Consider the following 11,720-nt stretch of genomic DNA (forward strand, 5'->3'; position numbering starts at 1 on the left):
ATGGGAGAAGTACTGTCTCAACAAGAAATTGATGCCTTACTATCTGCTTTAAGCAGTGGGGATGTCGAAGCGGACTCCTTTCTCGCGCAAGAGGAAGAGAAGAAAGTTCGACAATACGACTTCAAGCGAGCCGTTCGATTTTCAAAAGACCAAATTCGCAGCTTAACTCGGATTCACGAACATTTCACGCGTATGCTCACGACATTTTTCTCGGCTCAACTTCGCACATATGTTCAGTTTTCGGTCAACTCGGTCGAACAATTACCGTACGATGAATTCATTCATTCCATTCCGAGCATGACGATGATCAACTTGATTGAGGCGCCACCGTTAAACGGACGATTCATCATCGAAGTCAATCCGAACATCTCATACGCGATGCTAGACCGGTTACTCGGAGGTCCTGGTGTCGAGATGGATAAAATCGAATCGTTCACCGAAATTGAGATGCGGATTTTGACGCAATTGTACAAACGAGCCTTTTCGACTTATGGGGATGCTTGGGAATCGATTGCTGAGATTAAAGCAGAAATGTCAGCTGTTGAAGTGAATCCGCAGTTCCTGCAACTCGTTTCACCAAACGAAACGGTCGTCTTGATTTCGATTGGTGTGACGATTGGTGAAGTGAGCGGAACCATCAACGTTTGTCTTCCATTCGTGACAATCGAACCGGTATTGTCCAAACTATCAAGTCATTATTGGATGCAAGAAGCGAATCGACGGAATGCAAGTCAATCGAGTAAAGAGCCACTTAAAGCTCAATTGATGAACTCGACAGTCGAAGTTGTATCCTTACTCGGTGGGACGACAATCACGTTTGGAGATTTGTTGCATCTAGAAGTCGGAGATTGTTTGGCACTCGATCAATTAGCAAAAGAACCTCTGTCCGTCATGGTGGGGGAAAATAAAGTATTTAAAGGGCAAGTCGGTGTGAGCGGGAAGCGAATGGCGGTTCAAGTGCTTCACCGTGTGAAGGAGGAAGAGCAATGAGTGAGATGCTGTCACAAGATGAAATTGATGCGTTATTACGTGGGACAAGCGACAATACGCCGACGCCAGAAGTCGAAGCAAAAGAAGAACATTTAGATTCGATGGAGAGCGACGCACTCGGAGAAATTGGGAATATTTCATTCGGGAACTCGGCAACAGCCTTGTCAACATTATTACAACAGAAGGTTGAAATTACGACACCGGTTGTCAGTGAAGTGAGAATTGAAGCGTTACGCGAACGCTATCCCACTCCTCACGTGGCACTTCGAGTTGGCTATACAGAAGGAATCCAAGGGGAAAACGTTCTCGTATTGACTCGCGAAGATGCGGCAATCATCTCCGACCTCATGTTAGGTGGAAGTGGAGAGAATGTTGATCCGGAGAGCCTTGATGAGATTCGTTTATCAGCTGTTCAAGAAGCGATGAATCAAATGATGGGTGCGGCAGCAACGTCTTTATCGACGGTATTTTCGAAGAAAATTGACATCTCGCCACCGCTTGTCGAAGTGTTTGATGCAACAAAGAATCAGACAATCATCGATCGCCTTGAACTATGGGAGACGATGGTACTCATTGAGTTCAATCTCAAAGTAGGCACGTTGATTGATTCAACGATTGTCCAGATTGCACCAATTCAGTTTGGAAAGCAGTTAGTCGACGAGTTGATGAAAGCGACTGGAGAGGTCCAAGCGGCATCAGAACCGGTAAAAGAGCAGCCGAAAGCGGAAGCACCGAAACCACAGCCGCAAGCACAACAACCAGCACAGTCCGTTGCCCCACAACCAAACAAGCAAAAATCTATGCCGGAAGTAGCTGTGAGCCAGGCGGAATTCATGCCACTCCAATCACCGGCGTCACAAGAAACGGCCCCAGCAAATCTTGGGTTGCTGTATGATGTCCCGTTAAACGTGACAGTAGAGTTAGGAAGAACGAAAAAATCCGTTCGGGAAGTACTTGAGTTATCACAAGGCTCCATCATTGAACTCGACAAATTAGCAGGTGAGCCGGTAGACATTTATGTCAACCAACAGCGAATCGCTAGAGGAGAAGTCGTCGTCATTGAAGAAAACTTTGGGGTACGTGTAACAGAAATTATTCAACCGCATGAGCGGATCGGAATCGTTTAAGGAGGAATTTAGAATGAGTGCAAAAGTATTAGTAGTAGATGACGCAGCGTTCATGCGTATGATGATTAAGGACATTTTGACAAAGAACGGGTACGACGTAGTAGGTGAGGCGGAAAACGGAGCGGACGCTGTCGCGAAATATCGTGAACTCACACCGGATCTCGTCACACTTGACATCACGATGCCTGAGATGGATGGACTCGCAGCATTGAAAGAAATTCGTAGCTTCGACTCGAATGCGAAAATCATCATGTGTTCAGCGATGGGACAACAAGCGATGGTCATCGATGCCATTCAAGCTGGTGCAAAAGACTTTATCGTCAAACCTTTCAATGCAGAGCGTGTCATCGAAGCAGTTTCTAAAACGGTCGCACAATGAAGAAATGGTGGTTGATTATTCTTCTCGTGGTTGGGCTCTTCGGTCCAACCACGGTTGAGGCCGCCACCGTAGACCAACAATTCGAGCAACAACAGACAGATGAACAGGAAAGTAACGTTCCAACGACAGCGTCAACCATTGGCAATGGCGTGAAAGTCGTGTTAAGTCTCGTGGTCGTGGTCGGCGGATTTATCGTTTTGATGCGTTGGCTCGGTTCCAAAACACAAGGCGTGAAAGCGACTCAACATATGAAACATCTCGGAGGCGTCCCTCTTGGGAAAGACCGCTCTGTTCAGCTCGTGAAGCTCGGTGACCAGGTATATGTACTCGGTGTCGGCGATTCGATTCAACTGATCGATCGACTTGATGCGGACACGATGGAGGAAGAGCAAACGGAAACCTTGTCACTCCGAACGTCAAATTCGAATGCATTTTTAGACACCTTTAAGAAACAACTCGCTCAGCTAGAAGAAGTGAGGAAGAAATCATGACAACGTTTGAGCAATTGATCAATTTAGAAACACCGGACAGTACATCGACATCCATCAAGCTATTGATTTTGTTGACATTGCTGACGCTCGCACCATCCTTTTTAATCTTGATGACTTGCTTTACCCGTGTCGTGGTCGTCTTGTCATTCATTCGACCGGCGCTCGGTACACAGCAAACGCCACCGAACCAATTGATTGTCGGATTGGCACTGTTCATCACACTGTTCGTCATGTCTCCAGTTCTCTCTGACTTAAATGAGAACGCATTAAAACCATACCTCGATGACAAGATCTCACAAAATGAGGCGTTCGATGAGGCAAGTGGGACGATGAAAGAGTTCATGTCGAAATATACAAGACAAGAAGATTTACAACTGTTCTTAAAGTATGGGAATTACGAGCAGCCGGAGACACTTGATGATGTACCTCTCCTCGCTTTGGTTCCTGCTTATGCGATCAGTGAGTTGAAGACCGCTTTCCAAATCGGCTTCATGATTTTCTTACCGTTTTTAATCATTGATATGGTAGTCGCGAGTGTCCTCATGTCGATGGGGATGATGATGCTTCCTCCAGTCATGATTGCACTGCCGTTTAAATTATTATTGTTTGTATTGGTCGATGGCTGGCACTTGATTGTGGAATCATTGCTTAGAAGTATGTAGGGGGAACGGACATGACACAAGAAATGGTCATCTATTTGGCGACAGAGAGTGTGTGGACCTTATTAAAAATATCAATGCCACTTCTACTCATCTCACTGATCGTCGGTCTCGTGATCTCGATTTTACAGGCCACGACTCAAATTCAAGAACAAACGTTATCGTTCGTTCCGAAAATTATCTCGGTCTTCATCGGTCTCGTCATTTTTGGACCGTGGATGCTTCAACAGATTGAAGGGTTCACGCGTTTGATTTTTGAGTTGATGGTCGAGGTTGCTTCGAAATGAATGCAGTCGACTTCATCAGTATGTATGGATTAACGTTCGCGCGACTGTCTGGCTTTTTTGTCAGTGTCCCGTTGTTCTCGACGAGACAATTACCGGTCATGCACCGCGTCGCGTTCAGTGCGTTTTTAGCATACTATGCAATGTTCACACTGACCGAGCCAATTCAAATGACCAATGCGTTTGTCCTGCAAGTCGTCTATGAAGTCATGATCGGACTTTTACTCGGACTGTTAATCAACATCCTATTTTTTGCACCGCAAATTGCCGGTGGGGTCATCGATTTACAGCTCGGATTAGCGATGGCATCCGCATATGATCCGATGTTTGGCGGTCAATCACCATTGATTGGACGATTTTATTATATTTTTACGCTATTCATTTTGTTGACGAGCAACCTGCATCTTCTGCTGATTGACGGCATTTATTATAGCTTTCAAATCTATCCGCCTGGCCAACCGATGATCAACTTTACTGAAGCTTCATTGATGATGGCTGTAAAAGTCGTCACGATGACAATGATGGTCGCGTTGCAATTGGCGTTGCCGATGATGGCTTCCTTACTGCTTGTGGACTTAGCTCTCGGTTTTTTAGCGAAGTCAGCACCGCAATTCAATATCTTTGCCATCGGATTTTCATTTAAACTTATCGCTGGTTTTGCCGTCATGGTTTTATTGATGGGACTGACATTGACAGGAATCAGCCAGTTCATCCCGCTATTACAAGAAGTGATGCACGACTTTATGCTCATATTAGGAGACGCCTCATGAAGAAGCCTCTATATCCTTTATCGGTCAATCTACAGTTTTTTGCAGGTGAAAAGACAGAAAAAGCGACGCCACGTAAACGGGAAGACTCCCGAAAGAAGGGGCAGGTCGCCAAGTCAGCCGATTTGACTGGAGCGTTCGCACTTTTTGCGATGTTTCTTATGTTATCTTTTTTCGGTCCCGTGATTGGGCAACAATTGCTTTCTTTAATCAGCGATTTACTCAGCCCAGAGTATTTATTGTTTAACGTGACGGGCGGCATGTCGGATATGGTCGTCGACTTAATGCTCCGTGTCGGTTTGATTTTGGCTCCGTTCTTTATCGTCGCCGTCGTGTTTGGGATTCTCATCAATTACCTACAAATCGGAACGTTATTTTCTTTAGAAGCCATTCAACCAAAGCTTGAGCGGATCGACCCGATCAAGGGGGTCAAACGCATCGTCAGTATGAAAGCGGTCGTCGAATTTTTAAAGTCCTTATTCAAATTGTTAATCATCCTGACAACCGCTGTCGCTGTCCTTTGGAAAAATCAGAAAGAACTGTCTCGGATGGCCGTCGAACAAGTTCGTGAATCGATTGTCGCACTCGCGAGTATCACAATCGAACTTGGTCTTTGGGTAAGTGTCGCCTTGCTCGCACTTGCACTACTCGATTTATTCTACCAACGATTTGATTTTGAGAAATCGATCCGAATGTCTAAGCAAGATATAAAAGATGAGTACAAAAATACTGAAGGTGACCCACTCATCAAATCTAAAATCAAACAGCAACAACGGGAAATGGCGATGCGACGGATGATGCAAGAAATACCGAATGCCGATGTCGTCATCACGAACCCGACCCATTACGCGGTCGTCATTCGATATGATGACACGAAAGATTTTGCGCCGCTCGTGGTCGCTAAAGGGGTCGACCGGGTCGCCTTTCATATTCGAGATGTCGCAAAAGAACATGACGTGGCCATTGTTGAAAATAAACCACTCGCGCGAGCGCTCTATGCGCAAATCGACATCGGTGAAGTGGTAGACGAATCGTTTTATCAAGCCATTGCGGAAGTACTGGCATTCGTCTATCAAATGAAGCAACCGTCTTGAGGAGGAGTATGTGTTGGCAGTAAAAGCGAAAGACTTTGCAATTTTGATTGGTGTGTTGATGATTGTCATCATGCTGATCATCCCGCTACCGGGGTTTTTATTAGACTTTTTAATCATCGTAAATATTTTGATCGCCATCATGATTCTACTTGTGGCGATGAATGCCCGGGAAGCACTCGACTTCTCCGTATTCCCTTCTCTCTTATTGATTGTGACGTTGTTTCGTCTTGGTTTGAACGTATCGACGACCCGTTCGATTCTATCGAACGGTTATGGTGGGGAAGTCATTGCGACGTTCGGTGATTTCGTCATCGGCGGAAATGTCCTTGTCGGATTTGTCGTCTTTCTGATTCTTGTCATCATTCAATTCGTCGTCATCACGAAAGGAGCAGAGCGTGTATCGGAAGTGTCTGCTCGCTTCACACTCGATGCGATGCCAGGGAAACAGATGGCCATCGACGCCGATTTGAACTCTGGTTTAATTGACGACAAAGAAGCCCAGATGCGTCGCCGTAAAATTCAAAGCGAGGCGGACTTCTATGGATCAATGGACGGGGCATCGAAGTTCGTTAAAGGAGATGCCATCGCTGGTATTATCATCGTTACGATCAACTTGATCTTCGGGATTATCATCGGTGTCGTTCAAATGGGATTACCAGTTGGAGAAGCGTTTCAAACGTTCTCACTCATGACAATCGGGGATGGCTTGGTTAGTCAAATCCCAGCACTTTTGATTTCGACCGCGACCGGGATCATCGTGACCCGTGCCGTCTCGGATGGAAACTTAGGGGAAGACGTAATCGACCAGCTCGGTCAAAACCCATCACTCCTTTATATCGCCGGGTCGATTGTCTTCATGCTTGGTTTTGTATCACCGCCCCTACTTCCTGTGACGATGATCATTGCCGGAACGGCATTCTTCGGCGCCTACACGATGCGTCGAAATATCCGTCAGGCAACGGAAGAGCCGATGCTCGAAGAGGAACCATCGACAGCGCCGACAGAATCAGTCGTCTCGCTGTTGCAGATTGACTCGATTGAATTTGAATTCGGATATGGCTTGATTCCGCTTGCAGATGAGTCTCAAGGCGGTGACTTGTTAGACCGCGTTGTCATGATTCGTCGTCAACTCGCACTCGAGCTTGGCTTCATCTTACCGACGGTCCGGATTCGCGATCACTTGCAGTTATCACCGAACGCGTACCGAATCAAAGTCAAAGGGAACGTCGTTGCAGAGGGAGAGCTATTGCTGGATCATTACTTGGCGATGAGCCCGGGCATCGAAGACCCTGAGGTATATGGAATTGAAACAACGGAACCAGCATTCGGTCTTCCTGCCCTTTGGATTGATGAAGAAACACGAACTCGGGCAGAAATGAGCGGGTATACCGTCGTTGATCCGCCTTCTGTTGTCGCGACTCACTTGACCGAGACGTTGAAGAAACATGCGGCAGATTTACTCGGTCGGGAAGAGACGAAACAACTCGTCGAGCACCTGAAAGAGACGCATCCGGTTCTCGTCGAGGACGTGACGCCGTCAGTCCTCTCGATTGGCGAAATTCAGAAAGTGTTACGCCACTTACTCCAAGAAAGTGTTTCCATTCGAAACTTGCCGCTTCTGTTCGAGACGATGGCAGACTACGGAAAAGTGACGAAAGACGCGGAAATCTTAGGAGAGTATTGCCGTCAAGGCTTGTCCCGTCAATTGACCGATCAAGTCAAACCACCTGAAGGTCCGCTTTACGTCGTGACACTCGGCGGACAGACGGAACAGACGGTGCAAGACGCGGTTCAGAAAACGGAGTTCGGGAACTATTTGGCGCTCGACCCAGAGCAAGCTCGAGAGATTATCGAGCGCACTGGCGAACAACTGTCGATGTTTGAACGATATGGGGCATCGGCTGTGATTTTATGTTCCCCAACGATTCGTCTGTTCGTTCGTCAATTACTCGAACGGTATTATCCAGATGTGCCGGTATTGGCTTATAACGAATTACTCAGTTCTGTCGAAGTGAAAAGTATTGGGGTGATTTAACATGCAGATTAAAAAGTTTACGGCGAAGACCATGGCTGATGCGATGGCGAAAGTGAAGCAAGAGCTCGGAGACGAAGCGGTCATCCTCAACTCACGACAAGTGAAGACAGGATGGTTCGGTCTCTTTGCGTCAAAGCAAGTGGAGGTCATCGCAGCCCTCGAAAAAGAGCAAGTCGTCACAAAGCCACGACAGCCTGTCCCTGTTCGGACAGCACCAACACCACCAGTCGTGACGCAGACGCCACCACGTGTGATCGGAGGAGCGGGACCGAGACTACACGCCTCGTTGCAACACGTCGAATCGCTGCTCTCGACTGAATCCTTTGCGGATGAGTCGTGGGAGGAAACGCTGAACGAACTGTACTACACGACAAAATCTGTAGAAGAAGCTGAACGTTTCGTGTACGAACAAGTCAAATCGTCGTTCATTGAACCGCCTGAAGCTAGACGATATGTTATGGTCGTTGGACCGACGGGTGTCGGCAAGACGACCACGCTCGCCAAACTTGCGGCGCACTTCAAACTGACGGAAGGCAAAACGGTCGGATTGATCACGACCGACACGTATCGAATCGCTGCCATCGAACAGCTGAAGACGTATGCTGAAATCATGAGTATTCCGGTGGAAGTGGCATATGACTTTCATGACTTCAAGCGTGCCAAGCAATTGTTTGCTCGTAAAGACATCGTGCTAATCGACACGGCGGGACGAAATTTCCGCGATCCGGCTTACGTCGAACAGTTTCATGAACATCACGACTTCACTGAAACAAGCCTTTCGCTCGTTTTGAGTTTGACATCCAAAACGAAGGACATGGATATGATCTATTCGCAATTCGAATCATTGCCTCTTAGCTCACTCATTTTTACGAAGGCGGACGAGACAAGTGATATCCACGCGATGTACCGCATGGTGAAAAAGAGCGGTCTTCCGGTCGCCTGGATGACAGACGGCCAAGAAGTGCCGGACGATCTGATTCGGGGGAATGCGGACGCACTGACGAAACGACTGTTTGAGAAAGAAGGGTGGGCAAGATGGACCAAGCAAGGCGTTTAAGAGCAATCAATGATGCCCATCCGACGACAATCGCCTTTGCGAGTGGGAAAGGTGGGGTCGGAAAGACGAACGTCTGTGTAAACACGGCCATCGCCCTAGCTGAACTCGGAAAACGAGTGTTGATTGTCGACTTCGACATCGGAATGGCCAATGTGCACATCTTGATGAATGCCATGAAGTCCAGAACGATGATCGAGACCGTCAAAGCTCGTATTCCATTGGCTGCAGCTGTTCAGAAAAATGTATATGGTGTCGATATATTACATGGAGGGAGTGGGCAGGACCAACTCGTCCATCTCTCAGATGATGACATGCAATTTCTCATGCGAGAACTCGAAGTATTGACCGAATATGATTATGTCCTGTTCGATATGGGGGCTGGAGCGACGGACACCTCACTCCAATTCATCGCGGGTTGCGATGAGATGTTCTTGATTTTGACTCCAGAACCTACCTCGCTAATGGACGGTTATGCATATACGAAACTGGTGCACCATCAGTACCCGGACTTACCGCTTGGCGTCATCGTCAACCGAGCCCAGTCCGGTGAGGAAGCCCTTCAATGTTTCGAACGGATGGAAGTCGCATGTAAACAGTTTTTAAATAAGACGATTCGATTCCTCGGCTTTCTACCAGACGACTCATCTGTCAGAAAGGCAGTCATCGCCCAAGTCCCGTTTTATCAATACAACCGAAAGAGTGATATTAGCTGGCGCCTCGAACGAATTTTGACAACGCTTACGGGTACGCCTCCGAAACCACGTCACTTGATGGACCGTTTGATGGGGAACTTACGAAAACAGTGGAACCGAGTATAACGACAGGGAGGCAAATGAGATGGACGTGAATGAATACTTAGGGTTGTTTTTAGATGAATCCCAAGAACATATCCAATCGATCAACACACAGTTACTTAAATTAGAACAATCGGGTGGGGCGGATGTTGTACAGGAGATCTTCCGGTCGGCACACACGCTAAAAGGGATGTCTTCGACGATGGGGTACGAACGCGTTGCCAACTTGACACATGAGATGGAGAGCGCGCTCGACCTCGTCCGTGGCGGCAAAAAGGAAAGTAACCAACTCTTGTTGGATACGATGTTCATCGCCATGGAACAGATGGAAGACATGATTGCGGACATCGAAAGCGGAGGACAAGGCGCGAACGTGGATGTATCAGAAACGGTCGCCGCATTCCAATCCTTCATCGGTGGGAAAGAAGTCGCAGTCGAAAAAACTTCAGAGACGAGCACGTTTGAGATTGATTTATATACGAACTCGGTCATCGAGCAAGCCAAACAGACAGGCTTTGAGGCGTATCAAATCACAGTCAAACTGTCTGACGCGGTCGTCTTGAAAGCGGCCCGTGCGTATATGGTATTCGATCGCCTTCAAGAACTAGGTGAGGTCGTCAGCACACATCCGGAGACAGAAGAAATCGAACAAGAGCAATTTGACTTGTCGTTCGACGTCTTATTCTTGTCACAAGAGACGGCAGAAGTGATTGAACATGCCATCGCTCAAGTATCGGAAGTGGAGCGCGTCGAAGTCAATGCGTTTACAGAAACAGCGGTCAGTGAGCCAGAAGTCGCTGTGACAGCGGAGACGATTGCACCTGAACCTGTCGTTCAAGCTACCTCGGACAAGGAAGAAGCGAAAGATACGAAAGAGCAAGTAGCCGCTCAAGCACAAGCAAAAACGATTCGCGTCAACTTAGAACGAATTGATCGTCTGATGAACTTGTTTGAAGAGTTCATTATCGACCGTGGACGCCTTGAGCGCCTGGCGGACGAAGTCGGTCAACCAGAATTGAATGAAACGGTCGAAAAAATCAAGCGGGGAACGAACGAGTTACAATCACTCGTCTTGACCCTCCGGATGATGCCAATCGAACAAGTGTTCAATCGCTTCCCACGAATGGTGCGTTCGGTCGCAAAAGAGATTCATAAAAAAGTCCAGTTGGACATTTCAGGTGCTGAAACAGAACTCGATCGCACGGTCATCGATGAAATTGGCGATCCGCTCGTCCACTTGATCCGTAACGCCATCGATCACGGCATCGAACGTCCGGAAGTACGTCTTCAAGCCGGAAAACCGGAGCAGGGCATGCTTGCACTCCGTGCGTATCACGGCGGAAACCGAGTCTTCATTGAAATCGAGGACGATGGTGCCGGCATTAACGTCGACAAGGTTCGTTCGAAAGCGTTGGAGCGCGGCGTGATCACAGATGAAGAAGCGACGACGATGTCTGAGAACGAATTGGCGATGCTGATCTTTGCTCCGGGCTTCTCGACGGCAGACGTGGTCACTGACTTGTCAGGACGCGGTGTCGGACTGGATGTCGTCAAAAATAAAATCGAGTCACTCGGTGGGGTCGTTTCTCTAGAGACGGTTGGGGGACAAGGCACGAAGTTCCAGGTCAGCTTACCGCTCACCCTCTCTATCATCTCGGCGATGCTCGTTCAAGTGGGAGAGGAATCGTATGCGATTCCATTGACATCGATCCTTGAGACGACATTACTTGATGAAGCGGACATTTTGACAGCACACCGTGAGCGAGTCTTCGACTTCCGTGGTCAACTGGTCCCACTCGTCTACATGAAAGAAATGTTTGGCATCGAATCAGAGACGAAGTCGCAATTCCCGGTCGTCGTCGTTCGAAAAGGCAACAAACTCGTCGGCGTCGTCGTCAACGATTTGATCGGTCAACAAGAAATTGTCATGAAACCGCTCGGTACGTATCTTGAAGGGATTCCAGCTATCTCTGGTGCGACCATTCTTGGTGACGGTCGCGTCGCCCTTATCGTAGATAGTAACGATCTCTTTTAAGGAGGAAT

At 47.8% G+C, this 11,720-nt stretch carries 12 protein-coding genes; all 12 read left to right on the top strand.

All coding sequences use genetic code 11. From position 1 onward, the window contains the following. From fliM to KNO78_RS02625, 12 genes are read left to right on the top strand one after another with little or no spacing between them, the layout of a single operon-like run. Window positions 1–990, top strand: coding sequence for a flagellar motor switch protein FliM (gene fliM / locus KNO78_RS02570; RefSeq protein WP_159562093.1), 990 nt, complete (start codon window positions 1–3; stop codon window positions 988–990). Continuing rightward, complete coding sequence (gene fliY, locus KNO78_RS02575) at window positions 987–2,117, top strand: flagellar motor switch phosphatase FliY (protein WP_159562094.1); 1,131 nt, start codon at window positions 987–989, stop codon at window positions 2,115–2,117. The genes fliM and fliY overlap by 4 nt, the downstream gene beginning before the upstream one ends. Window positions 2,118–2,130: 13 nt before the next feature. Then, a complete protein-coding gene (locus KNO78_RS02580; RefSeq protein WP_015881400.1) occupies window positions 2,131–2,496 on the top strand; it encodes a response regulator in 366 nt (121 codons plus the stop codon). Then, window positions 2,493–2,987 carry a flagellar biosynthetic protein FliO gene (locus KNO78_RS02585; RefSeq protein WP_074037238.1) on the top strand — a complete coding sequence of 165 codons (495 nt, stop codon included), beginning with the start codon at window positions 2,493–2,495 and terminating at the stop codon, window positions 2,985–2,987. Before KNO78_RS02580 ends, KNO78_RS02585 begins: the two co-directional genes overlap by 4 nt. Then, entirely contained in the window at window positions 2,984–3,649 is a 666-nt protein-coding gene (fliP, locus tag KNO78_RS02590; RefSeq protein ID WP_074037237.1) for a flagellar type III secretion system pore protein FliP, read from the top strand. The genes KNO78_RS02585 and fliP overlap by 4 nt, the downstream gene beginning before the upstream one ends. Before the next feature lie 11 nt (window positions 3,650–3,660). Beyond that, on the top strand, window positions 3,661–3,933 hold the full coding sequence (fliQ, locus tag KNO78_RS02595) for a flagellar biosynthesis protein FliQ (protein WP_015881403.1): 273 nt from the start codon (window positions 3,661–3,663) through the stop codon (window positions 3,931–3,933). After that, window positions 3,930–4,700: a flagellar biosynthetic protein FliR gene (fliR, locus tag KNO78_RS02600; protein WP_074037236.1), complete on the top strand. Its 771-nt coding sequence runs from the start codon at window positions 3,930–3,932 to the stop codon at window positions 4,698–4,700. The genes fliQ and fliR overlap by 4 nt, the downstream gene beginning before the upstream one ends. Further along, window positions 4,697–5,791 carry a flagellar biosynthesis protein FlhB gene (gene flhB / locus KNO78_RS02605; RefSeq protein ID WP_159562095.1) on the top strand — a complete coding sequence of 365 codons (1,095 nt, stop codon included), beginning with the start codon at window positions 4,697–4,699 and terminating at the stop codon, window positions 5,789–5,791. Before fliR ends, flhB begins: the two co-directional genes overlap by 4 nt. 13 nt (window positions 5,792–5,804) lie before the next feature. Beyond that, complete coding sequence (gene flhA / locus KNO78_RS02610; protein ID WP_159562096.1) at window positions 5,805–7,826, top strand: flagellar biosynthesis protein FlhA; 2,022 nt, start codon at window positions 5,805–5,807, stop codon at window positions 7,824–7,826. A gap of 1 nt (window position 7,827) precedes the next feature. Continuing rightward, window positions 7,828–8,883 (top strand): flagellar biosynthesis protein FlhF, encoded by a 1,056-nt coding sequence (locus KNO78_RS02615; protein WP_214691053.1) that lies wholly within the window; start codon window positions 7,828–7,830, stop codon window positions 8,881–8,883. Further along, the gene (locus KNO78_RS02620; protein WP_015881408.1) at window positions 8,862–9,701 is read left to right on the top strand and encodes a MinD/ParA family protein; all 840 of its coding nucleotides are present in this window, start codon (window positions 8,862–8,864) and stop codon (window positions 9,699–9,701) included. Before KNO78_RS02615 ends, KNO78_RS02620 begins: the two co-directional genes overlap by 22 nt. 19 nt (window positions 9,702–9,720) lie before the next feature. Continuing rightward, entirely contained in the window at window positions 9,721–11,712 is a 1,992-nt protein-coding gene (locus KNO78_RS02625) for a chemotaxis protein CheA (RefSeq protein WP_159562098.1), read from the top strand. Window positions 11,713–11,720: the final 8 nt, after the last annotated feature.

Source organism: Exiguobacterium sp. s132, assembly GCF_018617235.1.
Taxonomy (GTDB): domain Bacteria; phylum Bacillota; class Bacilli; order Exiguobacteriales; family Exiguobacteriaceae; genus Exiguobacterium; species Exiguobacterium profundum.

Bases quoted from the DNA above. Each gene is read 5' to 3' on its own strand.
- fliM (WP_159562093.1), top strand. From the start codon at position 1: ATGGGAGAAGTACTGTCTCAACAAGAAATTGATGCCTTACTATCTGCT.
- fliY (WP_159562094.1), top strand. From the start codon at position 987: ATGAGTGAGATGCTGTCACAAGATGAAATTGATGCGTTATTACGTGGG.
- KNO78_RS02580 (WP_015881400.1), top strand. From the start codon at position 2,131: ATGAGTGCAAAAGTATTAGTAGTAGATGACGCAGCGTTCATGCGTATG.
- KNO78_RS02585 (WP_074037238.1), top strand. From the start codon at position 2,493: ATGAAGAAATGGTGGTTGATTATTCTTCTCGTGGTTGGGCTCTTCGGT.
- fliP (WP_074037237.1), top strand. From the start codon at position 2,984: ATGACAACGTTTGAGCAATTGATCAATTTAGAAACACCGGACAGTACA.
- fliQ (WP_015881403.1), top strand. From the start codon at position 3,661: ATGACACAAGAAATGGTCATCTATTTGGCGACAGAGAGTGTGTGGACC.
- fliR (WP_074037236.1), top strand. From the start codon at position 3,930: ATGAATGCAGTCGACTTCATCAGTATGTATGGATTAACGTTCGCGCGA.
- flhB (WP_159562095.1), top strand. From the start codon at position 4,697: ATGAAGAAGCCTCTATATCCTTTATCGGTCAATCTACAGTTTTTTGCA.
- KNO78_RS02615 (WP_214691053.1), top strand. From the start codon at position 7,828: ATGCAGATTAAAAAGTTTACGGCGAAGACCATGGCTGATGCGATGGCG.
- KNO78_RS02620 (WP_015881408.1), top strand. From the start codon at position 8,862: ATGGACCAAGCAAGGCGTTTAAGAGCAATCAATGATGCCCATCCGACG.
- KNO78_RS02625 (WP_159562098.1), top strand. From the start codon at position 9,721: ATGGACGTGAATGAATACTTAGGGTTGTTTTTAGATGAATCCCAAGAA.